At 66.9% G+C, this 26041-nt stretch carries 21 protein-coding genes and 2 tRNA genes; 7 read left to right on the top strand and 16 right to left on the bottom strand.

From position 1 onward, the window contains the following. Positions 1 to 4: 4 nt before the first annotated feature. The gene (gene leuC / locus QZX79_RS15705; protein ID WP_294569696.1) at positions 5 to 1495 is read right to left on the bottom strand and encodes a 3-isopropylmalate dehydratase large subunit; all 1491 of its coding nucleotides are present in this window, start codon (positions 1493 to 1495) and stop codon (positions 5 to 7) included. Between the two features lie 148 nt (positions 1496 to 1643). On the opposite strand from leuC, the gene QZX79_RS15710 reads away from it, so the two are divergent. After that, on the top strand, positions 1644 to 2366 hold the full coding sequence (locus tag QZX79_RS15710; protein ID WP_120165289.1) for an IclR family transcriptional regulator: 723 nt from the start codon (positions 1644 to 1646) through the stop codon (positions 2364 to 2366). Continuing rightward, the gene (locus tag QZX79_RS15715) at positions 2363 to 2917 is read left to right on the top strand and encodes a DUF1697 domain-containing protein (RefSeq protein ID WP_366485064.1); all 555 of its coding nucleotides are present in this window, start codon (positions 2363 to 2365) and stop codon (positions 2915 to 2917) included. Before QZX79_RS15710 ends, QZX79_RS15715 begins: the two co-directional genes overlap by 4 nt. A gap of 125 nt (positions 2918 to 3042) precedes the next feature. Here QZX79_RS15715 and QZX79_RS15720 read toward each other — a convergent pair whose 3' ends face one another. From QZX79_RS15720 to QZX79_RS15755, 8 genes are all read right to left on the bottom strand, one after another. Continuing rightward, complete coding sequence (locus QZX79_RS15720) at positions 3043 to 4668, bottom strand: GTPase (protein WP_294569699.1); 1626 nt, start codon at positions 4666 to 4668, stop codon at positions 3043 to 3045. Next, on the bottom strand, positions 4665 to 6425 hold the full coding sequence (locus tag QZX79_RS15725) for a GTPase domain-containing protein (protein ID WP_294569701.1): 1761 nt from the start codon (positions 6423 to 6425) through the stop codon (positions 4665 to 4667). Before QZX79_RS15725 ends, QZX79_RS15720 begins: the two co-directional genes overlap by 4 nt. A gap of 129 nt (positions 6426 to 6554) precedes the next feature. Further along, positions 6555 to 6627 (bottom strand) — tRNA-Glu (locus QZX79_RS15730). Between the two features lie 76 nt (positions 6628 to 6703). Next, a tRNA-Gln gene (locus QZX79_RS15735) sits at positions 6704 to 6775 on the bottom strand. Positions 6776 to 6845: 70 nt separating this feature from the next. Further along, complete coding sequence (locus QZX79_RS15740; RefSeq protein WP_294569704.1) at positions 6846 to 7607, bottom strand: HAD family hydrolase; 762 nt, start codon at positions 7605 to 7607, stop codon at positions 6846 to 6848. 29 nt (positions 7608 to 7636) lie between these two features. Further along, on the bottom strand, positions 7637 to 9145 hold the full coding sequence (gene gltX / locus QZX79_RS15745) for a glutamate--tRNA ligase (protein WP_294569706.1): 1509 nt from the start codon (positions 9143 to 9145) through the stop codon (positions 7637 to 7639). A gap of 63 nt (positions 9146 to 9208) precedes the next feature. Further along, positions 9209 to 9982 (bottom strand): fumarylacetoacetate hydrolase family protein, encoded by a 774-nt coding sequence (locus QZX79_RS15750; protein ID WP_159618350.1) that lies wholly within the window; start codon positions 9980 to 9982, stop codon positions 9209 to 9211. Between the two features lie 165 nt (positions 9983 to 10147). Further along, entirely contained in the window at positions 10148 to 10291 is a 144-nt protein-coding gene (locus QZX79_RS15755) for a hypothetical protein (RefSeq protein WP_159802954.1), read from the bottom strand. 187 nt (positions 10292 to 10478) lie between these two features. On the opposite strand from QZX79_RS15755, the gene QZX79_RS15760 reads away from it, so the two are divergent. The 3 genes from QZX79_RS15760 to QZX79_RS15770 all read left to right on the top strand — a co-directional run bounded on the left by QZX79_RS15760 (position 10479) and on the right by QZX79_RS15770 (position 14169). Continuing rightward, positions 10479 to 11552 (top strand): hypothetical protein, encoded by a 1074-nt coding sequence (locus QZX79_RS15760; protein ID WP_294569713.1) that lies wholly within the window; start codon positions 10479 to 10481, stop codon positions 11550 to 11552. A 635-nt stretch (positions 11553 to 12187) separates the two neighbouring features. Then, positions 12188 to 12622 carry a hypothetical protein gene (locus QZX79_RS15765; RefSeq protein ID WP_294569715.1) on the top strand — a complete coding sequence of 145 codons (435 nt, stop codon included), beginning with the start codon at positions 12188 to 12190 and terminating at the stop codon, positions 12620 to 12622. Then, complete coding sequence (locus QZX79_RS15770; RefSeq protein WP_294569717.1) at positions 12592 to 14169, top strand: bifunctional diguanylate cyclase/phosphodiesterase; 1578 nt, start codon at positions 12592 to 12594, stop codon at positions 14167 to 14169. Before QZX79_RS15765 ends, QZX79_RS15770 begins: the two co-directional genes overlap by 31 nt. 83 nt (positions 14170 to 14252) lie before the next feature. Here the strand turns inward: QZX79_RS15770 and QZX79_RS15775 are convergent, their stop codons facing one another. The 3 genes from QZX79_RS15775 to QZX79_RS15785 all read right to left on the bottom strand — a co-directional run bounded on the left by QZX79_RS15775 (position 14253) and on the right by QZX79_RS15785 (position 17533). Further along, the gene (locus tag QZX79_RS15775) at positions 14253 to 15359 is read right to left on the bottom strand and encodes a branched-chain amino acid aminotransferase (protein WP_294569719.1); all 1107 of its coding nucleotides are present in this window, start codon (positions 15357 to 15359) and stop codon (positions 14253 to 14255) included. Between the two features lie 109 nt (positions 15360 to 15468). Then, positions 15469 to 16527, bottom strand: coding sequence for a 3-isopropylmalate dehydrogenase (locus QZX79_RS15780; RefSeq protein WP_294569720.1), 1059 nt, complete (start codon positions 16525 to 16527; stop codon positions 15469 to 15471). Positions 16528 to 16693: 166 nt separating this feature from the next. Then, entirely contained in the window at positions 16694 to 17533 is an 840-nt protein-coding gene (locus QZX79_RS15785; RefSeq protein WP_294569722.1) for a hypothetical protein, read from the bottom strand. Positions 17534 to 18308: 775 nt separating this feature from the next. Between QZX79_RS15785 and QZX79_RS15790 the strand changes: the two genes are divergently transcribed. Both QZX79_RS15790 and QZX79_RS15795 read left to right on the top strand, forming a co-directional pair. Continuing rightward, positions 18309 to 19997 carry an ATP-binding protein gene (locus QZX79_RS15790; protein WP_294569724.1) on the top strand — a complete coding sequence of 563 codons (1689 nt, stop codon included), beginning with the start codon at positions 18309 to 18311 and terminating at the stop codon, positions 19995 to 19997. 60 nt (positions 19998 to 20057) lie between these two features. Then, positions 20058 to 20594 carry a hypothetical protein gene (locus QZX79_RS15795; protein ID WP_294569726.1) on the top strand — a complete coding sequence of 179 codons (537 nt, stop codon included), beginning with the start codon at positions 20058 to 20060 and terminating at the stop codon, positions 20592 to 20594. 18 nt (positions 20595 to 20612) lie between these two features. Here the strand turns inward: QZX79_RS15795 and metG are convergent, their stop codons facing one another. The 4 genes from metG to ilvC all read right to left on the bottom strand — a co-directional run bounded on the left by metG (position 20613) and on the right by ilvC (position 26002). Further along, entirely contained in the window at positions 20613 to 22184 is a 1572-nt protein-coding gene (gene metG, locus QZX79_RS15800; RefSeq protein WP_294569728.1) for a methionine--tRNA ligase, read from the bottom strand. A gap of 66 nt (positions 22185 to 22250) precedes the next feature. Continuing rightward, entirely contained in the window at positions 22251 to 23174 is a 924-nt protein-coding gene (locus tag QZX79_RS15805) for an acetamidase/formamidase family protein (protein WP_294569730.1), read from the bottom strand. 51 nt (positions 23175 to 23225) lie between these two features. Then, entirely contained in the window at positions 23226 to 24815 is a 1590-nt protein-coding gene (gene serA / locus QZX79_RS15810) for a phosphoglycerate dehydrogenase (protein ID WP_294569732.1), read from the bottom strand. Positions 24816 to 24976: 161 nt separating this feature from the next. Continuing rightward, the gene (ilvC, locus tag QZX79_RS15815) at positions 24977 to 26002 is read right to left on the bottom strand and encodes a ketol-acid reductoisomerase (protein WP_120165273.1); all 1026 of its coding nucleotides are present in this window, start codon (positions 26000 to 26002) and stop codon (positions 24977 to 24979) included. Positions 26003 to 26041 lie beyond the last annotated feature (39 nt).

Consider the following 26041-nt stretch of genomic DNA (forward strand, 5'->3'; position numbering starts at 1 on the left):
GCTCCTAGGCGGCTGGGGTGGCGGACGGGGTGGTCGCGAAGGCGCCCGGGGCGCCCGTTCCACTGCCCGACGGCGGAACCGGGTCGAGGTCCGACGGCGAACTGAGGGTGCCGCGCACCGCGGTGGCGGCGGCGACGACGGGCGAGACGAGGTGCGTGCGTCCGCCCTTGCCCTGCCGCCCCTCGAAGTTCCGGTTCGAGGTGGAGGCACACCGCTCCCCCGGCGCCAGCTGGTCCGGGTTCATGCCCAGGCACATTGAGCAGCCCGCGAAGCGCCATTCGGCGCCGAAGTCCTTGAAGACCTGATCGAGGCCCTCCGCCTCGGCCTCGAGGCGCACCCGGGCGGAACCGGGAACGACCATCATGCGGATGGCCGGGTCCTTGGCCCGCCCGCGGATGATGTCGGCGGCGATGCGGAGGTCCTCGATCCGGCTGTTGGTACACGAGCCGAGGAACACCGTATCGACCCGGATCTCCTTCATGGGCGTGCCGGCCTCGAGCGCCATGTACTCAAGGGCGCGTTCGCAGGCGGCGCGGTCGTTCTCGTCGGCGAAATCTGCGGGCGAGGGCACGGCCTGGGACAGTGAGACGCCCTGCCCGGGATTCGTGCCCCAGGTGACGAACGGTTCGAGATCGTCGGCGTCGAGGTACACCTCGGCGTCGAACACCGCGTCGTCGTCGGTGACCAGTCCCCGCCAGTTCTCGACGGCGGCGTCCCAGTCGGCACCCTCGGGAGCGTGCGGACGGCCCTTGAGATAGGCGAACGTCGTCTCGTCGGGGGCGACCATGCCGGCACGGGCCCCGGCCTCGATTGACATGTTGCAGATGGTCATGCGTGCTTCCATCGACAGCGCACGGATCGCCGAGCCACGGTACTCGAGGACGTAGCCCTGCCCCCCGCCGGTGCCGATCTTCGCGATGACGGCCAGGATAATGTCCTTTGCCGTGACTCCGGGCTTGAGCGTGCCCTCGACCGTGATGGCCATGGTCTTGAAGGGCCGCAGTGAAAGCGTCTGTGTGGCCATGACGTGCTCCACCTCGGAGGTGCCGATGCCCATGGCCAGCGCCCCGAACGCGCCGTGGGTGGAGGTGTGGGAGTCTCCGCAGACGACCGTCAGGCCCGGCTGGGTGAGGCCCAGCTGCGGGCCGACGACGTGCACGATGCCCTGCTCGGCATCTCCCAGGGAGTGCAGGCGGACGCCGAATTCGCGGCAGTTCGCCCTCAGGGTTTCGATCTGCGTCCGGCTGGTGGGGTCGGCGATCGGCTTGTCGATATCGAGGGTCGGCGTGTTGTGGTCCTCGGTGGCGATGGTGAGGTCGGGCCGGCGGAGCCGCCGTCCGGCCAGCCGCAGGCCCTCGAAGGCCTGCGGCGAGGTCACCTCGTGGATGAGGTGGAGGTCGATGTAGAGCATGTCGGGCTGCGCCTCGGCGCCGACGACCTCGCCCTTGCGGACGACGTGCGAGTCCCAGACCTTCTCTGCCAGTGTCTTGCCCATGGTGTTCCCTCCACCGCTCGTCCGCTGTGGCGCAAACCTGCTGTTCGCCTGCCCTGCGGAACCTTCGATCCCAACTGTTCCAGTGACGCCACCCAACACGCCAGCAGATCGACTTGCGTCTCAGATATTGAGACGGCAATATCAGTCTATGGACAATTCTAGTGGTGTGGGAGTCATTGATAAAGCGGCAACCGTGCTGGATGCCCTCGAGGCGGGGCCGACGACGCTCGCACAGCTTGTGGCCTCAACCGGTCTCGCCCGGCCCACCGTGCACCGCCTTGCCCTTGCCCTCGTGCACCACCGGCTGGTCAGCCGCGACATCCAGGGGCGGTTCGTCCTCGGCAGCCGCCTGGTGGAGCTGGCCAGCGCCGCCGGCGAGGACCGCCTCATAGCCGCGGCGGGCCCGGTCCTGCAGCAGTTGCGCGATGCCACCGGCGAGAGTGCCCAGTTGTTCCGGCGGCAGGGCGAATGGCGCGTCTGCGTCGCCTCCGCCGAGCGTCCGGCCGGACTCCGCGACACCATCCCGGTCGGAACCCAGCTTTCAATGAGGGCCGGCTCGGCGGCCCAGTGCCTGCTCGCCTGGGAGGACCACGACCGGCTCCTCAAAGGGCTCCAGAATGCGCGCTTCACCCCGACGGTCCTCGCCGGCGTCCGCCGCCGAGGCTGGGCGCAGAGCCTTGGCGAACGCGAGCCGGGCGTCGCCTCGGTGTCCGCTCCCGTGCGGGGTCCGTCGGGACGCGTGGTGGCGGCTGTCTCGATCTCGGGGCCGATGGAAAGGCTGACCCGCCAGCCCGGGCGGATCCACGCCGAGGTGGTCACCGAAGCGGCCCAGCAACTCACTCTCGCCGTCAGCAAAGCAGCCAACGAGTGACGGCCGGCTCCGCAGCGGCGGCCATGCCCTGGGCCGTTTTCCTCCGGGGAGTCAACGTCCAGGGCACCACCATCCGGATGGCGGACCTGCTCAAGGCGCTCGAGGGGCTTCCGCTTTCGAATCCGCGCACCCTGCTGGCCTCCGGAAACCTCGTCTGTACTTCGGTGCTTGGGGCGCAGGAACTCAAGGACGCAGTCGAACAGCGCCTCCGCTCGGCCTTCGGCTATGACGCGTGGGTGGTGGTTCTGCCCGCGGCGCGGCTCGCCGAGCTTCTTGCGGCCTGCCCCTTCCCCGCCGACGACCCGGCGGTGCACGCCTACGTCACCCTGAGCTCGGATCCCGCGGCGGTGGAGGAACTCGCCGCCGCGGCCCGGACCGCCGGCGAGGCACTCACGGTGCTTGGGTCCGACGCCGTCGCCTGGCAGGCGCCGCGGGGAGGAACGCTCGACTCCGGGCTGGGGAAGATCACGGCCCGGGGCCGCTTCAATGCGGCGACGACCACCCGCAACCTAAGGACGCTGGTGAAGGTCCACGCCGCGATGGCGGGCTGACCCCATCCTCATTCCGGCATCTCCGTACGCACCGCGCGCCGCGGCCCCGCCGAACCGCTCCAACCCCAGCCCCGGGCCGCCGTCATCGCCGCCGCGCCCGGCCCGTCAGGTGCGCCGCGGCCCGGTCACTTCGTGCGCCCCGCCGCCGCCAGCGCCGCCCGGAAGTCGTTGTACCTGCCGATTTCGTCGATCACCGGTTGGGCGACCACCGTCTCGGCCACCTTTGCACAGGCGGCGCGGAGCCGGCGCCGCGCCTTGCGGCCGCGGGCCTTGGCCGCGAACCGGGCGATCACCGAAGCGAGTACCGCCAGGAGGATCCCCGCGGCAACACCACCGGCGATCAGCAGCGTGGGCACCGGGAACCCCTCGACAGAGGGAGCGTCCGGGACATCGAACTGAAGGAACCCCATCGCCGCCATGACCCCGAGCCAGCCGAGGCCGACGACGAGGGCGGCCAGCGCCAGCCACTGCAGCAGACCCACCAGCGGCCACCACCAGGACCTTCGGCCGGTGTCGAGGTTGGTCCCGGCGAGGGCCTGGTCGAGTCCGTCGAGGAGCGTAGGCACGGTCCCGCGCGCCGCCGAGCGGATGGCGGAGCGCCAGGGCTCAACAGACGATCCCGCTGCAGTGTCGGCAAACGTCCGCAGCGCCTGGTCGACCCGGGCCCGCTGCGCCGGCGCTCCTGAGGGCATCGAGGTCCGCCGGAGGGCCGCGTCGACGTCGCTCCGGCGCAGGTTGAGCCGCCGGAGCGGATCGGAGCGGAGGGAACCCAGCCAGCGGGTCACGGGCCAGCCCGTGGCTGCGTGGGCGTCACGGCGGTAGGAACGCACAACCGCGTCAACGACGGCGTCGACCCCGGCGGCCGCGGCGAGGCGGGCCGAGAGATCGGCCTGGGCCGCCTTGCCGGGTATCGGGAGGTCCTCCGGCCCGGCGAACGGGGCAAGCTGGGTGGAGGCCGCGGCGACATCGGCTGCCAGCCGGGCGTTCGCAGCCTGTTTCCGCCCGGCGATCTGCCGGATCGCGCCGGCGAGGTCGTCGAGGCCGTCCCGCGTCCGGGCGGAGACGGGAAAGACCCGCACACCGCGAAGGCCCTCCTCGGCCAGGATGCCGGACAGTGAAGCGGTCACCTGCTCCTGCTGGCGGCCGGAAAGCCGGTCCGCCTGGTTCAGCGCGACGAGGGTCACGGCGCCGTGGGAGGCCAGCGGCGCGAGGAAGTCATGATGAAGCGCCGCGTCCGCGTATTTCTGCGGGTCGACGACCCACAGCAGGACGTCCACCTGGCCCGACATGCGTTCGACGATGGTCCGGTGGGCTGCGGCGGTCGAGTCGAAGTCGGGAAGGTCAAGCAGGATCAGCCCGCCCGTGTCCGAGCCGAGCAGCGCGGCGTTTGCAGGCATCTCATGGCGCTCGTCGACTTCCAGCCAGTCAAGGAGCGGGCCGCTTCCCTCGGCGCCCCACACCACGGCCAGGGGCTTCGAGGTCGTCGGGCGCCGGGCCGCGACCCGCGCCACCTCGGTGCCGCTCAGTGCGTTGATCAGTGACGATTTGCCGCTCCCTGTGGGACCGAAAATTCCGATGACCGTGTGGTCGGCGGACAGCGAGCGGCGGCTGCTTGCCCGGTCGAGCACGCCGAAGAGGCCCTGCACGTGCTCGTCGGGAAGCCGTCCTTCGGCGAGCCCGCGCACACTGTCGAGTGCCTCGAGTTGATTATGCAGACCGCTCTTGGACCCCGCACCGCGGTGCCGGCTCACCGGCCGCCACCGGCGGTGGTGCCTGCGGCGAGATCGGTTCCGGCGAGCCGGCGCGCATAGGCGAAGAGCGCTTCGGGCGGTGTCTGGGCTGCCACCGGGGCGAGGAGGACGATGAATTTTTCCTTCTCCTCATCGAGCAGGGCGCGGCACCGGCGCTCGAGGTTGTCGCGCGCCGTCTTGGCCAGCCGGCGGACGGCGTCCTCACCGAAGACGGCTTCAAGGAGCTTCTGGCCGACGACGGCCGAACCGCCGGCGATGCCGATCTCGGCACCGGACAGACCACCGGTCGACGCGAAGACGACCACCATCAGGGCCACCGCCACCCCGTTGACGCCGAAGGAAAGCATCCGTGCGGCGAAGCGCTTGTCGGAGCCTTCGGTGCTGACCAGCTCGAGCAGATCCTGCTGCCACTCCCTCACCTGCCGTGCGGCCTCGGCGGAAAACTCGTCGCTGACATAGGCGCCCCGGCCGGCCAGCAGGGCCCGGCCGGCGTCGTCGCTGCGCCACCACTGCTCGGTCTGCTCGAACGCCTTCGCCGATTCTTCGACAATGACCGAGTGCAGCCCGGTCTCGATCGCCGCCGCAACCGTGGTTGCCGGGGCGGGCTGGCCGGTGAAGAACGCGGTGATCCGGTCACGCAGCCATCCCACCCGGGTCTCGATGCCGCGCATGAACTCTCCGGTGCCGACGAAGTCCTGCCAGCGGGCGAGGACCTCCCCGCGGAGCATTGTTCCGTCCTCGGTGGAGCGGAGGATCGCCGCGAGGGCCTCCTGGTAGGCGGCCTCAGCCGCCCCGGAAAGGCGGGCAGCGGTCGCCTGCTGGGCCTCGGCGGCCTCAGCGACCTCCTCGACGCGACCAGCGAGGGCGCGCACCGCTCCGGCCAGGGTGCGGCGCGCAATGTCGGTGCGCCCCTCCGCGTCGGCGGCGAGGGCTCCGAGCCAGCGGCGGATGGGATCGACCGACCCGGCGGGGAGCATTCCTTCCTCATCGAGGGCCGACTCCTGCACGACGAAGATCGGGGCGTGCCCGAGGGACTCGGCCGTGAGGAGGGTCATGAGGTCTTCACGGACTTCCTCCTCCACCCCGGCCGGCACCCGGTCGAGCACCACGGCCAGGAGGATGTCGCGCCGGGCCGCCTCGGCGAGCAGCTTCCACGGGACGGCGTCGGCATAGCGGTTGGCTGTGGTGACGAAGATCCAGAGATCGGCCGCAGCGAGCAGCTGCCCGGCGAGGCGGCGGTTCTCGTCAGCGATTGAGTCGATGTCGGGGGCGTCGAGGATCGCCAGCCCGCGCGGAACGGTCGCCTCACCCTGCAGGAGGAGGGTTCCTGCTGCGGCTCCGACGGCGTCCTGGGGGGCGAGTTCGCCCGCGCCGGCCTGGACCCGGCTGAGCGAGGGCAGCACCCGCTGGGAGGTGAACCATTCGGCTTCGGCGGGGTGGTGGAGCAGGATGGGCTGCCGCGTCGTCGGCCGCACCGCTCCGGTTCGGGTCACCGGCCGCCCGATGAGGGCGTTGACGAGGGTGGACTTGCCGGCTCCGGTCGATCCTCCGATGACGGCGAGAAGCGGAGCGTCGAGCCGGTCGAGCCGCGGAAGGATGTAGTCGTCGAGTTGCGCGGCGGCCGCGGCAGCCGCGGCGCGCGCTGCGGGGGCCCCTGCGAGGGAGAGCGGGAAACCGGCGCCCAGCAGCGCACCATGTACTTCCCGGAGGAATCCCGCTACCCCGCGGGCGTCGGCGGCGGTGAGGGATGCATTCATCTTTCCATTCTGCCAGCTTGCTTACTTTCCTGCTGAAGCAAACCGAGTCACCCCTGAACGCAAAAACGCCCCGGACATTCGAGGAATGTCCGGGGCGTCTTTTCCGATGTCCTTCAATAAGGACGCTCGTGACCCCAGCGGGATTCGAACCCGCGTTACCGCCGTGAGAGGGCGGCGTACTAGGCCGCTATACGATGGGGCCAGTACTTTGAAACTGCTTACTGCGATACTGCTTTTACTGCTGTACTACTTTACCTTACGGCTTGCATTTTACTGCGCTGGGGTACCAGGACTCGAACCTAGAATGTTGGTACCAGAAACCAGTGTGTTGCCAATTACACCATACCCCAATGGCACTTTCCGAAGGCCCCAGTGGTGCAGGCTCCCGGCTGCGTAACCGCTCCGCGCCGAGAAATAACTCTACCGGAAAGATGGCAGGAACTGCAAAACGGCGTCCAGGGAGGTGATCCGGCGCAGCCCCTCCCCCGCCGTTCCGGCCTCCTCCGCCCCGCTTCCCGGGGCGTCGGGAGCCCCCGACGGGGCGGGTGAGCCGGCACCACGCCGGTCAAGCCAAACGCCGACCAGCCCTGCGGTATCCGCGGCCCGGGCGTCGATGGCAGGGTTGTCGCCGACATAGAGGGTACGGGCAGGGTCCGTGCCAAGGCGTCGAGCACCTTCACGGAAAATAGCGGGGTCGGGTTTCGCGGCTCCGACGGCATCGATCCCCACCAGCACCCGAATCCGGCTCAGCCCGGACCGGTCAAGCTTGGCCCGCTGGTAGTCGTGCACGTTGTTGCTCACGGCGCCGTACGGGACGCCCCTGACCTCGAGCTCGTCGAGGAGGGGCATCACGTCGTCGTACGGCCGGAAATGCAGCGGCAGCGTCGCCTCGTAGGCGCTGGTCCACCGGTGGGCGGCCTCCCCTTCAAGGGGATCCGCGATGAAGGAGGCCTGGGCGTGGCGGGCGCGCCGAAGACGCTGCTCGGCGAACGTCACCTGGCCGGCCAGGAAGGCCTCATAGTGGCCCTGGGGGTCCGTGGTGAAGAGCCGCTTGTACTCCGCCCAGTCGTCATCGCTCAGATGCCCAAAGGCATCCCCCGCGATGTGGTGGAGGGTCCGGCCCATGGCAGTCTCAAGGTCGACCAGCGTGTCATCGATGTCAAAGAGCACTCCCTCGATCACCGGCACCCCTTTCCCCGGGCCCTCCCTCATTAGTCGCCTGCCCCGGCAAAGGCGCGGATCCGCGCCAGGGAGGAGTCGCGGCCGAGGATGACCATTGACTCGAACAGGGGCGGGGAGATGCGCCGGCCCGACACGGCGGTGCGCACGGGGCCGAACGCAAGCCGGGGTTTGAGGCCGAGGTCGTCCACGAGGGCAGCCCGCAGGGCGCCCTGGATTGACTCCGCGTCCCAGTCGGCCACGGCTTCGAGCGCCTCGAGCGTCTTGCCGAGGACCTCGTCGAGGCTGTCCGGCAGGCCCTTCCGCGCGTCGTCGGCGACGTCGATGGCGTCGTCGTCCTTGAAGAGGAAACCGAGCATCTCGGGAGCCTCACCGAGCAGGGTGATCCGTTCCTGGACCAGCGGCGCGGCCTCGGCGATGATTCTTTCCTCGCGCTCCGTGACCGGATCCTCGATCAGTCCGGCGGCCTGGAGATAGGGGACGAGGCGGGAACGGAAGTCCTCCTGCTCGAGCAGCCGGACATGGGTGCCGTTGATCGCCTCGGCCTTCTTGAGGTCGAAGCGCGCGGGGTTGGCCAGGACGTCGCGGACATCGAACTTCTCAACGAGCTGCTCGACGCTGAAGATGTCCTCGTCAGCGGAGAGGCTCCAGCCCAGCAGCGAAAGGTAGTTGAGCAGCCCTTCGGGGATGAACCCGCGGTCCCGGTGGAGGAACAGGTTCGACTCCGGGTCGCGCTTGGACAGCTTCTTGTTGCCCTGGCCCATGACGTAGGGCAGATGCCCGAACAGCGGCATGTAGCGCGCGACGCCGATATCGATCAGGGCGCGGTAGAGGGCGATCTGCCGCGGGGTGGAGGAGAGCAGGTCCTCGCCGCGCAGCACATGCGTAATACCCATCAGGGCGTCGTCGACAGGATTGACGAGCGTGTAAAGGGGCGCTCCATTGGCCCGGACGACGGCGAAGTCGGGGACGCTGCCGGCCCTGAAGGTGATCTCGCCGCGGACCAGGTCTGTGAACGTGATGTCCTCATCGGGCATCCGCAGCCGGAGCACCGCGTTCCGGCCCTCGCTGCGGAACGCCTCGCGCTGGCTCTCGGTGAGGGTGCGGTCGAAGTTGTCGTAGCCGAGCTTGACGTCGCGCCCGGCAGACCGGTGGCGGTCCTCGACCTCCTCGGGCGTGGAGAAGGATTCGTAGAGGTGCCCGGCCTCCACGAGTTTCGCGATCACATCCTGGTAGAGGTCCCCCCGCTGCGACTGCCTGTACGGTTCATGCGGGCCACCGACCTCGACGCCCTCATCCCAGTCGATGCCAAGCCAGCGCATTGCGTCGAGCAGCTGGTTATAGCTTTCCTCACTGTCGCGGGCGGCGTCGGTGTCTTCGATCCGGAAGACAAGCTTGCCGCCGGTGTGCCGGGCGTACGCCCAGTTGAAGAGGGCGGTGCGGATCAACCCGACGTGCGGTGTGCCCGTCGGTGACGGGCAGAACCGCACGCGGACCGGGGTTGAGTCATTGACAGTGGGGATTTCGGCTGCAGTAGTCATGATGGGCCAATTCTAGTAGCCGGACCCTTCGCCCCCCGGCCACCGGGGGAGGCAGCCGCCGAGTCAGCGGCGGGCGGGGTTTGAAAGCCGCCCGATCCCCTCGATCTCGACTTCGTAGCGCTGTCCCTCGCTGATGAGCCCAACTCCTGCCGGAGTGCCGGTAAGAATGATGTCGCCGGGAAGCAGGGTGAAGGCCTGGGACACGTAGGAAACGAGTTCCTTGGCTCCCCAGATCATCTGGCTGGTGGAGCCGTCCTGGCGCAGCTCGCCGTCGAGGCTCCCCTTAACGGCGAGGTTTTCCGGGTCAAGCTCGGTCTCGATCCAGGGCCCGATCGGGCAGGAGGTGTCGAAGCCCTTGGCCCTCGCCCACTGGTCGTCGGTGCGCTGGGCATCGCGTGCAGTGAGGTCATTGGCGCAGGTGTAACCGAAGACGACGTCGTCGACCCGCTCGAGGGGCACGTCCTTGCAGATCCGCCCGATGACGATGGCCAGTTCTGCTTCGTAGGAAATCTCGTCCGAGAAGGAGGGAAGCAGGATGGGGTCGCCGGGGCCGATGACGGAGGTGTTCGGCTTGAGGAACATCAGCGGAGCCGGCGGGACCTCGTTGCCGAGTTCGGCGGCGTGATCCGCGTAGTTCCTGCCGATCCCGACCACCTTACTGCGGGGAATCACCGGGGCCAGCAGACGCACATCGGCCAGCAGATGCCGCGCGCCGGTGAGCTGGATGCCGGAGTAGAAGGGGTCACCGTTGATGACCGCGAGCTCTTCGCTGCCGTCGGGGCCTTCAACGACGCCGAACATTGGATCGTTATCTACAACAAAGCGGGCTATACGCATTGTCCTAGGCTACAGGCTCACTCCAGCCGGCCCCGGGCAGCGGAAAGGCCGTGAACTCGCCCCCCAGGAAGCGGGTTCACGGCCCTTATCACACTGCCGGACAGATCCGGCCAGGGTTTTTCTTTACTTTCAATCGGTTCCCTTTAGAACCGACCGAAGAAAGAATCAGTACGGCCAGTTGTTGATGCGATCGGTGCTGACGGTGGTCGATCCCGACTTCGTCGAGGTCGAACCCGCCGCGACGGCTGCAGAGCTTCCGGCGGTAACGAAAAGTACCGACAGCAGGAGCGCGGAGGTGAGCTTCTTCATGATTTGTCCTCAAGGTGAGATGGAAGCAAAAGACAAAAGCGGTCTTCTGCATTGCTATAGCAGATTCAGTCTACGAAATGTTGCTCCGCCACACCAGTCACAAACGTAACATTTTTTGACTAATTAATTCCGGGGGTCCATGCTGGCCTTCACTGGACGCCCGACCGCGCGGCGCCCATGTAGTTGGATGGTGCCGCCAAGCGCCCTCCGCGAGCCGAAGGTGGTGAAGGCCCTGCAAGAAACGCCAGGGGAACAGGTCCTCCTCGAACTTCAGGCTCGAAGCGCGTGGAACCAACGCGATTACGAGCTTGCGCGGCGGATCGCCGAGCAGGCAGCCGGCCTTGCAGCTGACCTCAACGATGACAACGCCTGGTGGAATATGACGTTTCTTCAGGCTGAATGCCTGCGCAAACAAGGCTTGATGAACGAGTCCGTAATCGTCGGGCGCAGTCTTCAAAACCACCCCGTCACCGCTCAGTCGACGGCGCTCGCCGTAAGGGTGGCGACCCTCGTGTCCTTCGCACTCCAGGGTTGTGGAGCCTTGAGGGAAGCGGTCGCCGAAGCGCGGGGAGCCGCGGCACAGGCGTCGCTCGCCCCGGGGCAACAGGAATTGCACATCGAGGCGCAGAATGCGCTCATCGCGGCCCTTGCCGACAGCGACCAGCTAAGCGACGCCTGGACCGAATGCCTCGTCCTGGCCGATCTTCTCGAAGAAAACGCGAGCAAGCAGACCGCGGGCATGAGCTACTGGGCCATTGGCAACGTGGCATTCCTCCTTCAGCGCGTCGAAGACGGGACCAAGTATCACCGCCTGGCAGCTGAGAACCTGTCGCCGACCAACGACCTTGACCTGTGGGCCCGCTTCAACCGGGCTTCCGCTGCGCTGCGCCTCGCTGCGGGCGTCGTCGAGCCCGAGACGCTCGAATGCATCGACCGCGCAGAGATGGCCAGCTCAATTGTCGGGGGCAGCGAACGGGACCGGCTGGAACTTGCATTGACCCGTGCGCACTGGCTCGTGCTGACCGGACAGTTCGACGCAGCAATCGAACGGCTGCGGGCGGTGACCTCCCAGGAGTCGCTGCTCGCTACCCACACCGCCGCCGAAGCACGCTTCCTGCTGGGCCAGGCATATAACGCCCGGCATATCGAACTCGAAGCCCTGCTGAACCTCGAAGCGAGCGAGCAGCTATTCGTCCAGTCAGGCGCCAACGACCGGGCCGCCGCCGCACGGCAGCTCATCCACCAGGTTCAGGGCGGTTGATCGGGCGGGCCGGCTCAAGCCACAGCACAGCCGCCGACCGCCGTCCAGCGCCCCGAATTCCCCTCTCAGCGAAGCGGACTTGCGGTTGAGGGTAGCTAGTTGTGTAGAGTCTTCCTTAAGCCCTGGCCGGGCTGGGCGTTTCCCCCCATTACTCCCACCCCGGCCGGGGCCCTTACAGTTAAGCGCCACTGCGGCGGTGACCCGACCCACCGCTGACCCATTAGCTCCCGCTCCCCCGGCCCCAGCCCCGGCCCCAGGATTCGTCGTGAAGAGCTCCGCACGAGGGCGCGCCATGGTGCTAGTGTTACGCGCATCCCGCGGCGTGCGCCGCCATAGCTTGGCGGAATCAAGGTCCGACAATCAAGGTCCGGTACCCCTTGAAGAGATCACTGTCAGTGATCTCTGGTATAACGGGATTTCCGTCCTTCAATGGAGAAGTGGTGAAATGCAACGCTGCCCCAAGGGGTGCTGCTGTTGCCGTATGAATGCTGGGGAGCATATGTCTAACTCAATCACCGGAACCTGCTCATTCGAGCCGGAACAAAGTCCCGCCCGCGAATGTCGATGGGGCACGGAACGACGGTCCTTGCCGCAGCTGGCCCGCTGAATTTCGACACGGGATGGTTGGGGGACCGATGACCGACGAAATACTGCTCCACGATGACGCAGAACTGCTCGAGGCAGGCGCGGAGCGTGCCACAGGTGCCCACGGGCGTGGTGAACAAACCCTTTCGCGGGATGGGATCACATTGGTCACGCTCCCCGCCGGGGAGCATGTATCCAAGCGACTGGCCGAATCGAAGGCGGAGGAGGCCCGCGCGCTCGCGGCCGGCGTGCCCCGGCCCCTGCTGATCGATATTCGGGGCGTGAAATCCATCGACCGCGATGCGCGCGCCATCCTGGGCGCTGCGCAAATGTCGGCGGCGGTTGCCCTGCTGGGTGCCGGCCCGGTGGACCGCGTGCTGGGAAACTTCGTGATGGGAGGTCAGGAGCCACGATGCCCCGTGGCCTTCTTCGCATCGCGCAGCGAGGCGCTTGCATGGCTGGCGGGCTTCCTGCCGGTACCCTGAAAAAGATGAACGCCGAAAACAAGGATCCGCGGTTGGGCCAGCTGGTCGACAGCATAGTGCGCCTTTCGCGCGGCGAATTGAGCAGCCGCATTGAGCCCTCGGAGGCAAGGGATGAAGTCGATGCGGTAATCACCGGCTTCAACCTCCTCGCGGAGGAACTGGAACAGGTCTATGACCAGTTCGAGAAGCGGGTGGAAAGCCGGACGGCGATGCTTCGCCAGGCTCACCGGGATATGAAGAAGATGGCGATGTCCGACGCCCTCACCGGCCTCGCGAACCGGGTAGCCCTGATGGAAGCCCTTGAGACCGCGCTGGCCGAGGCCGCGGATGGAGCGCCCCCGCCGGCGCTGATCCTCCTTGACCTCGATTCCTTCAAGAACGTCAACGACCGCTTCGGGCATGACGCGGGCGACCGCGTGCTCCAGGAGGTCGGCGTCCGGCTCAATGGTGTGGTGCGCACGAGCGATGTCGTCGCACGGCTCGGCGGCGACGAGTTCGCCATCCTCCTTCCAGCGGCCACCATGGAGATCTGCATGCGCGTCGCACGCCGCGCCCTCGAAGTCCTTGGCGAGATCATCGAACTGGAGGACCTCCAGGTCCATTCGCGGGCGAGCATCGGCGTACGGCTCGGTGATCCCCAGCAGAGCGCGGATGACCTGCTGCTCGACGCAGACACCGCCATGTACGCAGCCAAGCGCGAAGGCCGCAACATCATCAAGGTGTTCGAACCGGTGATGCAGTACTCGCGGCAGCTCCGCAGCCAGATGGCGGCGGAACTCCGATCCGCCATCCGCCATGACGAACTGGTTCTTCACTTCCAGCCGCTGGTTGAACTTGCGACGAGCCGCATCATCGGGCTTGAGGTGCTAGTGCGCTGGCAGCACCCGGTGCGCGGGCTCATCCCGCCGGACGTCTTCATCCCCCTCGCCGAGGAAATCGGAGTCATCCACGACCTCGACCGGTGGGTGATGTCTACGTCCCTACGCCACCTCGCCGAGTGGCGCCGTGACCTCCAGCTCGACGACGATTTCCAGTTGCAGGTGAACCTCTCCGCTGTTGAGCTGAAGCAGCTCGACCTGGTCGACTATGTGCGTGGCCTGCTGCGGGAAACGGGGGTCCCTGCCTCCTGCCTGGTCATCGAGATCACCGAATCGGCGATCGTGACGCGGGGCGAAGTGGAGATGTACTCGCTTCTCAGCCTGCAGCAGCTCGGAGTGGGAATCGAGATCGACGACTTCGGGACCGGTTATTCCTCAATCAGCTACCTGCGTGAGCTGCCCGTGAGCATGGTAAAGGTGGACCGCTCGCTTCTTGTCGATCTTGACACCAAACCCGGACAGTTCGGGTTTGTCTCCGCAGTGCTTCAGTTGATCCGGGCAGCCGGACTTGAGGCAGTCTGCGAGGGCATCGAGACAAAGGAACAGGCCGACCAGCTGCGGGCCATGGGCTGCGCCAGCGGCCAGGGCTACTACTTCAGCAGACCGCTGCCCATCGACGAGATCAAGGCCCTGCTCGCCACCCACAGGTTTCTCAGCCTGCCGGCCTAGGCGTCAAGGCGAGGTTCGCCCGCACGGCATGTGAAAACCCGGCGCGGCGCAACTGCGAAGCTGCGCCGGCCAGGCAATCGAATCTAGACCAGCCGGGTCAGCCAGCCGTGGACATCCTCGGCAGCGCCGGTCTGGATCCCCAGCAGCTGGCTGCGGATGGACATCGTCACCTCGCCGGGAAGGGCATCGGGTGCGCCGATGATTTCCTCGCCGTCCTTCAGCTGCCCGATCGGGGTGATTACCGCTGCCGTACCGCAGGCGAAGACTTCGGTGATGTCACCCGAGGCGATGCCGTCGCGCCACTCGTCGAGCGTGATCTTGCGCTCGACGACATTCATGCCGCGGTCCCGGCCCAGCTGGATCACCGAGGAGCGCGTCACACCTTCGAGGATGGTGCCGGACAGCGCCGGAGTGACCAGCGAGCCGTCCTTGAACACGAAGAACACGTTCATGCCGCCAAGCTCTTCAACGGCGTTGTCATTGAACTGGTCGAGGAAGAGCACCTGCTTGCAGTCGTTGGCCTCCGCCTCAAGCTGGGCGGCGAGGGAAGCAGCGTAATTACCGCCGCATTTCGCTGCGCCGGTCCCGCCCCGTCCGGCGCGGGCAAAGTTCCGGGAGACCCAGATCGAAACCGGCTTCAGCTCTCCGCCGAAGTAGTTTCCTGCGGGCGAGGCGATGACCCGGAACGAAACCTCGCGTGCGGGCCGGACACCCAGGAATGCCTCCGTGGCGATCATGAATGGCCGCAGGTACAGGCTTTCTCCGTCACCGGTAGGAATCCAGTCACGGTCGGCCGAAACCAGTTGGCGCAGGGACTCGAGGAAGATCGATTCCGGAAGCTGGGGAAGGGCCAGTCGGGCGGCCGACCTGTTGAGGCGTGCAGCGTTGGCGTCCGCGCGGAAGGTCCAGATTGAACCATCGGCATGACGGTAAGCCTTCATGCCCTCAAAGATCTCCTGGCCGTAGTGCAGTACGGCAGCCGCGGGGTCGAGTGCGATGGGGCCGTATGGCTCGACCCGGGCATTGCTCCAGCCGCCCTTTCCATCGGCATCGACCGAGAAGTCAACGATCGCTGTGTGGTCGGTGAAGTGGTTGCCGAACCCCGGATTGGCGAGGATGGCCTCGCGCTGCTCCTCGGTCTTCGGAGTAGTGGAGAGATGCTGGGCAAACTCCAGATCGGTGGCTGTCATGATTCCTCCGCGCGTGACCTGCTCCGTGCGGAGCGGCGCTCCGGGAGGCTTTGGTCAGTGATCAGTGCCGGCTGCTTCGCCGACGCTGGGTTAATGGTTCCTAACCACCTTAGGACACTGCGGCGGCAATCGCATCGCCCACCGCCGACGTCGTTCGCGGCGCTCCGGTGCGCCCGGTAATGTCAGCCTCAACCGCCCGCTCGATTCGCTCGGCTGCCCCATCCTGGCCCAGGTGCCGCAGCAGCAGCGCCGCCGACAGGATGGCGGCCGTAGGATCTGCCTTCTGCTGACCTGCGATGTCAGGGGCCGAGCCGTGGACCGGCTCGAACATCGAGGGCGCGGTACGGTCCATGTTGAGGTTTCCGGAGGCCGCCAGGCCAATCCCTCCACTGATTGCCGCGGCGAGATCGGTCAGGATGTCGCCGAAGAGATTGTCTGTGACAATGACGTCGAACCGTGAAGGATCGGTGACAAGGAAGATTGTCGCCGCATCGACGTGCAGGTAATCGTGGCTGACTTCGGGGAACTCCGCCGCGACAGCCTCCACGGTCCGCTTCCAAAGATGGCCCGCGAAGACCAGCACATTGTGTTTGTGGACCAGGGTCAGCTTCCGGCGAGGGCGCTCGCTCGCACGACGGAAGGCGTCCCGCACCACGCGCTCCACTCCGTGCGCTGTATTGAGCGAGACCTCGGTGGCAATCTCATGCTCTGTACCACCACGCAGGGTTCCCCCATTGCCCGCGTAGGGGCCCTCGGTGCCCTCCCGCACCACGATGAAGTCGACGGCGCCGGGGGCGGCCAGTGGCGAACCCACCCCCGGGTACAGCTTGGAGGGGCGCAGGTTGACGTAGTGGTCGAGTTCGAACCGCAGTTTGAGCAGCAGTTCACGCTCAATCAGCCCTGAGGGAATCCGCTTATCACCCGGTGCCGCACCCACTGCTCCAAAGAGGATCGCATCATGGGCACGCAGCCGGGCGAGGGTTTCCTCCGGGAGCGTCTCCCCCGTGGCCAGCCAGTGCTGGGCTCCAAGGGAGTACTCAGTAAGGGCGAGTTCCACCTCATCGGGCAGTACCGCTGAGAGCACCTTCACCGCTTCGGCCGTGACTTCCGGGCCGATGCCGTCTCCGGGGATGATCGCGAGGTCGATACGAGCAGTTGAGGCGTCCATCGACCCAGATTACGAAGCGGGCTCCCCTGCGGACAATCAGTCTCATTTCGTGAGACATCGGCGCCTAGGGCTACCGGGTCCCCCAACGATGCCGCTTGCACCGCAGAAATGAGGACGGGCACCCTCTCGGGTGCCCGTCCCCTTCGTACGAACTGATTTGTTCCTGCTACAAGCCAGCGTTCCGCTTCCGCTCAACGGCTCGGCCGGCCACGAGGCCCGCAGCGGTCAGGCTCGCCACGACAAGCCCTCCCAGCCACACTTGACCCGGGTCATCCGATGCCGCAACCGCAGCCGACTGCACGTTGAGGCCCTGGTTGGTGCCAACCGTCCCCGTTGAAGCCGGCACGACCACAGTCCGCACCGTGACGGTGCCCGAAGTCTTCACTGGGTCCTTCGTGACAGTGTTCCCTGGCATGACTGGGGTATGAGGGGCCTGCGGTGTTTCAGGGGATTCGGGTGCGGAGGGCGTCTCCGGGATTCCGGGGAGTTGCGGGTTCCCCGGGCCGGGGTTCTCCTCGTTCGGGTTCTCCTCGTCGGGGTTCTCCTCGTCGGGGTTCTCCTCGTCGGGGTTCTCCTCGTCGGGGTTCTCCTCGTCGGGGTTCTCCTCGTCGGGGTTCTCCTCGTCCGGGTTCTCCCCGCAGTCGTTCTTGCCCTCGCCGGTGTTGTTGTCTCCGCCGTTGTTGCCCTCGCCGGTGTTGTTGTCTCCGCCGTTGTTGTCACCGCAGTCGTCACCGTTGCCGCCGCCGTTATTGTCGCCGGGGCCGTTGCCGCCGCCGTTGCCGGGGTTGTTGTCACCACCGCCGCCGTTGCCGTTGCCGGGGTTGCCCTCGCCGTTGCCGTTGCCGGGGTTGCCCTCGCCGCCGCCGTTGCCGGGGTTGCCCTCGCCGTTCCCGTTGCCCGGGTTCTCACCGCCGCCGCCGCCGTTGCCGCCACTCGGGTTCCCGGCGTTTGGCTTGCCGCCGGTTGCATTGCCTACCTTGTCCGGAGAGGCAGGAACGACCGGCACCGCCGGAGCAGCTTCAGCCGGGGCTGCCGGAACGGCAGGAACAACGGCATCGACTGGAGTAGCCGGAACCGCTGGGATTACAGGAGTGATCGGTGCCACCGGAGTGGCGGGCTCTGCCGGGACCACCGGAGCCGCCGGCATCGCTGGCACCGCCGGAGTGACCGGTGTTGTCGGCTGGGCAGGCGTTGCCGGCTGGGCCGGAGCTCCCCCCTGGCCGCCACCGCCACAGTTAGCCCCATTGCCGGCCGTGGCCTGTGCGCCGATGCCGGTCACGCCTGCCGAATGGCACGCATTATTCTGCGTCGGCGGAGCAGCGTAGGCGGGAGCGGTGGTGGCAGCGAAGGCGAAGCCTACGAGCCCGACAGTTGTAAGGATTGATTTCATGACAGCTCTCCAACCAGATGGGGGCTTAACTGACCACTCCTGGGGGGCTGAAATGCGGAGACGCAGGGCGTTGCACAGGACCGCTCGAATGCCGTGTGAGACCGACTCAAAATCTTGACGTTTCCCCAGCAGAATCATCAGTTTTTGATTACTTACTCAGGCTAGAAATGGCCCGGGGGATAGTCGCGAGTGGTCAATACTCGACTGGTTTGGAGGACTCCGAGTAATTACTCGAATTGCTACGCTTACCTTGCTGGAAAGTACGTGGCGGTTGAAAAGGGCGTACCTTGAACTCCAATTGGGTATCGACCCATCTACCCGGCGCGCTTTGGCCTGACACTGGACAGGGCTTCGGATAGTGTGAGCGCAAGCGACATGGGGAAGGGACGCCGTGAGCAAGCAAGACGTTAGCTGGGCCGGATTCGGCGGCACAGCGGTCGTCGCATCGCCAAGCGATGAGGACGGCCAAGATCTCTGCGCCATTTTGCAGCAGGCCGGCTACGCCGCGGTCCCGGTGAGTTCAGGTTCGGCCCTCCTGGGGACCCTCCGTCAAAGCACGCCCGACATTGTTTTCCTCGACCTTCAATTGGCCGATGAAAGCAGCCGCGCACTCCTAGGCGTCCTCGAATCCGATTCCCGCTTCGCCGGACTGCCGATCATCCTCCTCCTGCCTGACAGTGCGCCGCTGGAGCCCGGAGGATTGCTCGAGAATCCGATCACCGATTTCGTTTTTCGGCCATATCAGGAGCGCGAGATCATTCAGCGCGCGGCGTCCGCCATCGCCCGACGCCGCCAGCACCGGGTGCAGCGCGAGTCTGCCTCGCTGCTGCGCGAACGGATGCGCGAAATCTCCGCAGGCATCCGCGCCACCAACAGCCTCGAAACCATGGTCGGAAACTTCCTCGCCGGGCTTGGCCGTGCCCTGGGCTCCGACTCGGTCTTCCTCCAGATCTTCCCCGACGACCGCGTGGCGGACCTGAGTTCACACTGGTCGAGCGCCGACGCCGACCCGATGGAAGTTCCTTCCCTGGCCCACTCCGGAAGGGCCAAGGCGCTGGCGCTCCGGCTGTGGGAGAGCTCCACCGGTGAACGTTTCCCTCCTGCGGAGGAATCTGCATCGGCGGGCACGTCGGTCTTCGAGGATCTCGAGGATCTCTCCGGCATCACGAGCGGCGTCGTCGTCGCCCTTGGGGAGGGCACCACGCCGTTCGGGCTTGTCTGGCTGATCAATAACCACCGGCCGCTTGAGTGGACCCCGGTGGAGAATTCGCTGACCCAGCACGTGCTCGGCAACTTCGCCCACGGCCTGATCCAGGGTCAACTGATCGCCCGGCAGCAGCAGGCCGTCGAGAAACTGCGGCGCCTCAACAAGGCCAAGAGCGACTTCGTGGGAACGGTCAACCACGAACTGCGCACACCGCTCGCCTCGATGGCCGGCTACCTCGAGATGATCCTCGACGGCTCGGGCGGTCCACTGCCCGAAGGAGCCCGGCGCATGCTCGAGACAGTCGAGCGCAACACGACCCGGCTCCGCGACCTGATCGAGAACATCACGGCCCTCTCCCCCACGCTCGACGAGCCGCACGGCCACCTCTCCGTGGACCTCGGCCATGTCGTTGCCGCAGCCGCCGGGGACCTTTCCGCCGCTGCTGCGGCGAAAAACGTGGCCCTTCGCTGCCCGCCCAGTGAAGAGAGCATCCTCATCGCCGGCCACTACGATCAGCTCAAGGAAGCAGTCGCACTTGTCATCTCCAATGCCGTGAAGTTCACCGGCCCGGGCGGCGTGGTCGAGGTCCACACAGTCTGCCGTTCCGCCGCCGGTCCGGCCGAAGTGGTCGTGCGCGACACCGGTATCGGGATCCCCGAAGCCGACATCCCCCGCCTCTTCGAAAGTTTTTTCCGCGCCTCGAACGCCACCGACGGCGCCGTTCCCGGCGCCGGGGTTGGACTGGCGATAGCGCAACGGACGGTAAGTGCCCACAACGGTGCAATCACCGTCGACTCCGCTGTCGGCGAAGGGACCACAGTGCGCATCGAAATGCCGCTGAAGGCTGCATCGCCGGTGGCCTCCCGCAGCTAGCGGCCGGCGTTGCCGGCGCCTCCGATTTGCGCCCTGCCGAGGATCGAAGAGGATGGGTATATGAAGGATTATGAGCAGGCGCCCGACCGGTCGCGCCTCGATAAGGAAACTCTGTTCGCTTACCTCGACACCCATCTGCTGGGTGCGACGAACGGAGTCCGCCTCTTCGAAGCGGCCAGCCGTTCCTGGGACGGCACGGCAAGCGGTGCCGAACTCGCCGACCTGGCGCGCGGCATCTCCGGAGAGCGGGACACACTCGTGCGGCTCATCCACGCGCTGGGACACCGCCCCGGCAGGCTGAAGATGGCGGCAGCCCACAGCGGCGCCCTGATCTCGTCGGTGAACCCGATCAACCTCCTGCGGCGGAAAACCGGAGAGGGAGCCCAGCTGGAGTTCGAAGCGCTGCAGTCCCTCCTGCGCGGCAAGGAAGCCCTCTGGGACACGCTGCTCTTCGTGGCTGGCACACCCGCCGGCAGGCGCGAACCGGCGCTGGATCCCGCCGAGCTTGAACGGCTCTTGGAGACCGCCCGGGAACAGCAGCAGACGGTCGCCCGGATCATGCGGGAGACGGCCGTCGAGCGGTTCTTCTCGAACTAGGGCGCTGTGGCCCGGCTGCTACCCCTCGCTCGGCTCCTCGTACTTCGGGAAGATCGGGGTCGGGGCAGGCAGTTCGGTGCCCGGCTGCAGCGCCGTCCCGAGTGCCGGGAAGGCCCGCAGCGGATCGGCGTTCGAGGTGCCCTGTCCCAGCACCGTGAGGAGTTGGGCGGCGCTCGTCGGCATCACCGGCTGGGACAGCACTGCGACGATGCGCAGCACTTCAAGGGTCACGTAGAGGACGGTGTTCATGCGGTCCGGGTCGGTCTTGCGGAGCACCCACGGCTGCTGCTCGGCGAAGTAGGCGTTCGTGTCCCCCAGCACGGTCCACATCGCCTCCAGCGCACGGGAGAACTCCTGCTTCTCGAAGGCCGACCGGCACGTTTCCAGGAGTGTGCCGGCGTCGGCGAGCAGCGCGGCGTCGGCCTCGGTGAAGGGACCCGGTGAGGGCACAAGCCCGGCGCAGTTCTTTGCCACCATCGACAGGGAGCGCTGCGCGAGGTTGCCGAAGTTGTTTGCCAGGTCCGAATTCATCCGGCCCACCACCGCCTCGTGGCTGTAGGAGCCGTCCGCGCCGAAGGGAACCTCGCGCAGGAGGAAGAAGCGGACCTGGTCCAGGCCGTACTGCTCCACCCAGTCCTGCGGCGCGACCACGTTGCCCAGCGACTTGGACATCTTGACCCCCTTGTTGTGGAGGTGGCCGTGGATCATGACGCGTTTGGGCAGCTCGAGCCCTGCCGACATGAGGAACGCCGGCCAGTACACGGCGTGGAAGCGCGAGATGTCCTTACCGATCACATGGACGTCGGCGGGCCAGTACTTCCGGAATGACTCCGACTCCGTATCCGGGAACCCGGCGCCGGTCAGGTAGTTGGTAAGTGCGTCCACCCAGACGTACATGACGTGCTTCGCATTGCCCGGTACCGGCACTCCCCACTCGAAGGTGGTGCGGCTGATGGAGAGGTCCTGCAGGCCGCCCCGCACGAAGCTGATGACCTCGTTGAAGCGGGACTGCGGTGCGCCGAACTCGGGGTTCTTCTCGTAGAAGTCGAGGAGCCGCTGCTGGTAGGAGCCCAGCCGGAAGAAGTAGCTCTCCTCCTCGGTCCACGTGACCTCGGTATCGGTCTCCGTGGCGTAGCGGATGCCGTCCTCGCGCAGTTCGGTCTCGTCCTCCGGCCAGAAGGCTTCGTCCCTCACGGAGTACCAGCCCGAATACTTATCGAGGTAGATGTCACCGTTCGCTTCCATCCGGCGCCAGATCTCCGAGGCGGCCGCATAGTGGTCCTCGTCGGTGGTGCGGATGAAGCGCGTGTAGGAGATCCCGAGGGAGTCGTTCATCGCCCGGAAGGCCTTCGCGTTACGCGTTGCCAGTTCCCGGACCGGAATACCTTCCTTGTCCGCCGTCTGCTGCATCTTCAGCCCGTGCTCATCCGTGCCGGTGAGGAAGCGGACGTCATAGCCGTCAAGCCGCTTGAACCGGGCCATGGTGTCGGTGGCGATCGTCTCATAGGCGTGGCCGATGTGCGGGACGCCGTTGGGGTAGGAGATCGCCGTGGTGATGTAGAACGGAGTGTTTGAACCGGGAGAAGTCACTCTACGAAATTACCCTGTCCGCCGTCGAAACCCGATTCCGTTCCGGGCGTGCCCCGGGTGGGCGGCTCACCTCAGCGCGTCCCGGCCGAGCACGGCGTGGACGCCCCACACCTCATTGGCCATCTGCGTGACGCGCAGGTCGACCACGGTGCTCGCCAGCGCCAGCGCCTTCGTCCGATCCAGCCCGTACAGGGACTCCATCCACGTCAGCATCGCGCCAAGCGCTTCGGCGCTGGCCGCGTTCAGGTCGGAGTCGAAACCGAAGGTGATCCGGGCGGTGGGCGTGACCGCGTGGATCGACTGCAGCGCCGGATCCGCTGCCAGGTCCAGCACCAGCTCCGAAGTCATGGGGCACTCGATCGCCGTACCGCCCACTTCCCCGTCCCCCTGGCGGGCGTGCCCGTCGCCCACGCACAGCATCGCCCCCGGCACGGTCACCGGCAGGTAGAGGACCGACCCGGCGGTGAGCTCGCGGCAGTCGATATTGCCGCCGCCGGCAGCCCGCGGCGGGACCGTCGGGAAGTCCCCCGGCTCGTTGGGCGGCATGCCGACGACGCCGAGGAACGGGCTCAGCCCGACCACATGCCCGAGCTGGTTCACCCCCGTGCCCCGTCCGGGATCGAGGTCCCACAGGAGCCACTGGGGCTCGGCCTCTTCCATCCCGAGGGCGCGGGCGAGGGCGTCCCGGCGGTGCCCGGCAATCGTCCATCCCCACTCCCCCGGCGTCAGGGCCGTGAAGGACACCGCGAGCACGTCACCCGGTACAGCCCCCCGGACCGCGATGGGGCCGGTCAGGCAGTGGCCCTGGCGGTCGGGGAACATCAGCGGTTTCGCCTCCCCCGGCGACGTCGGGGCCTCCAGGTGGCCCGAGGCGTCGAGGGAGGACACCACGACCGTGTCGCCCGGGTCGACCTCCAGCACGGGAGGAACCGATCGGTTGAACGACTGGAGGACCGTGCCGCGTCCGGCGGGCAGGGTGTGGACCGACATCGGCCTCTTTTCTGGACGGCTCGAGGTCGAGCGTGCGGGCTGGATGTACTGCTAGGACTGCAGGTCGACCTCGCGCGCCACTGTCGCGCCAATCTCGGCCTTGACTGCGTCAAGCACGTCCTGGGGAACCGCGCTGTCGAGCGTGAGCAGGGACAGCGCCTGGCCGCCCTCCTTGTTCCGTGCCACCTGCATGCCCGCGATATTGATGTCCTTCTCGCCCAGCAGCCGGCCGAGGGCGCCGATCACGCCGGGGCGGTCGGTGTACAGCAGCACCAGGAGATGCTCGCTGATCGGAATCTCGAGGTCGTACCCGTTGACGCCGACGAGCTTCTCGATCTGCTTGGGGCCGGTGAGGGTTCCGGCGACCGAGATCTGGGAACCGTCCGAAAGCGCGCCGCGGATCCGCAGGACGTTACGGTACTCCTCCGACTCCGGCGTTGTCGTCAGCCGGGTGGCGATTCCGCGCTGCTCCGCGAGCACCGGGGCGTTCACGTAGGACACCTGATCCGAAACGATGTCGGTGAAGACACCCTTGAGCGCTGCAAGTTCAAGGGCCTTCACGTCCAGTGAGGAGATTTCGCCGGCGACCTCGACCTCGATCTGGGTGAGCGAATCGTGGGTCAGTGCCGTGAAGATCCGGCCGAGCTTCTCCATGAGCGGGATTCCGGGGCGGACGGCCGGGTCGATGATGCCGCCGGCGACGTTGACGGCATCGGGCACAAGCTCCCCGGCGAGGGCGAGCCGGACCGACTTCGCAACGGAGATGCCTGCCTTTTCCTGGGCCTCGGCGGTTGAGGCACCGAGGTGCGGGGTGACGACCACATTGTCGAGCTTGAAGAAGGGAAGGTCGGTGCTCGGCTCGGTGACGAACACGTCGACGCCGGCGCCGGCGATCTCGCCGCGCTCAAGCGCCGCATGGAGCGCCGGCTCATCGATCAGCCCGCCCCGGGCGACGTTGACGACGTACGCGCTGTTCTTCATCTTCGCGAACGCTTCCTCGCCGAGCATGCCCACGGTCTCGGGCGTCTTGGGCATGTGGATGGTGACGAAGTCGGCCTCGGTGAGGAGCTCGTCGAGGGTCACGAGCCGTACGTTCAGCTGGGCGGCCCGTGCGGAGGTCACATAGGGGTCGTACGCCAGGATCTCGGTCCCGAATCCCTGCAGGCGCGCGGCGACGAGGGCCCCGATGCGGCCGAGGCCGATGATGCCGATCTTCTTTTCGTAAAGCTCGATGCCGGAGTAGCGGGAGCGCTTCCACTCCCCCGCCTTGAGCGCCGCACTGGCCTGCGGAACGTTCCGGGCGAGGCTGAGGATGTGCCCCACGGTCAGCTCCGCGGCCGAGATGATGTTCGAGGTCGGAGCATTCACCACCATGACCCCGGCGTGCGTGGCCGCCTTGATGTCCACGTTGTCCAGGCCCACCCCGGCCCTGGCGATCACCTTGAGCTTCGGCGCTGCCGCGATGGCTTCGGCATCCATCTGGGTGGCCGAGCGGATCAGGACGGCGTCGACGTCGCCCAGGGCCGCGAGGAGCTGAGCGCGGTCGGCGCCGTCGGTGCTACGGATCTCGAAGTCCGGGCCGAGGGCCTCGACGGTGGCGGGCGAGAGTTCTTCGGCAAGGAGAACTACGGGTTTTTCCACAGGAATGTTCCTTCACAGCTGCAATGCGGGGCGGGTGGAGTGTAAGGCCAGCTTAGGGGTGCAGGAAAGGCCGGGCCCGCTATGTTACTCAGCAGTGAGCCCGGCCTTCGTGTCCTGATTGGTTCCCCAGCGGGGGCGGGCAGCGGAGGCTGCCCCGGCGCCTAGCGGGCGACCGAACCTTCGGTGTAGTCGTCGTTGGTCTGGATCCAGGAGAACAGCTTCCGCAGTTCCCGTCCGGTCTTCTCGATCGGGTGGTCCTCACCCTTCTTGCGCAGGGCGGCGAACTCCGGGGCTCCGGCGTCCTGGTCATCGATGAACCGCTTGGCGAAGGCACCGCTCTGGATGTCGGCCAGCACCGCCTTCATGTTTTCCTTCACAGACGGATCGATGACGCGCGGGCCCGAGACGTAGTCACCGTACTCGGCGGTGTCGGAAACACTCCAGCGCTGCTTGGCGATGCCGCCCTCGACCATGAGGTCGACGATGAGCTTCAGTTCGTGGAGCACCTCGAAGTAGGCGACCTCGGGCTTGTACCCGGCCTCGGTGAGGGTTTCAAAGCCGTACATGATCAGCTGCGACGCGCCGCCGCAGAGCACCGCCTGCTCGCCGAAGAGGTCGGTCTCGGTCTCCTCGGTGAAGGTCGTCTCGATGACGCCGGCCCGCGTACCGCCGATCGCCTTGGCGTAGGACAGCGCGAGCTCACGGGCCTTGCCCGAGGGATCCTGCTCGACGGCGATCAGGTCGGGAACCCCGCGCCCGGCCTCGAACTCGCGGCGCACGATGTGCCCGGGGCCCTTCGGTGCGACGAGGGCGACGTCGACGTCGGCCGGTGGCTGGATGTAGCCGTAGCGGATGTTGAAGCCATGGCCGAAGAACAGGGCGTCGCCGGCCTGCAGGTTCGGCGCGATGTCCTCCGCGTACACGTGGCGCTGCACCTGGTCCGGGGTGAGGATCATGATGAGGTCGGCCTCGGCGGTGGCCTCGGCGACGGAAAGGACCCGGAGGCCCTCCGCCTCGGCCTTGGCACGTGACTTCGATCCTTCCTTCAGCCCGACGCGCACATCGACGCCGGAGTCGCGCAGGCTGAGCGCGTGGGCGTGGCCCTGGCTGCCGTAGCCAATGACGGCCACGGTGCGGCCCTGGATGATGGAAAGGTCGGCATCGTCGTCGTAGAACAACTCGGTCACGTGGATATCTCCTCTAGTGGATTACCTGGAAAACTTGGT

Source organism: uncultured Arthrobacter sp., from assembly GCF_902805515.1.
GTDB lineage: Bacteria > Actinomycetota > Actinomycetes > Actinomycetales > Micrococcaceae > Arthrobacter_D.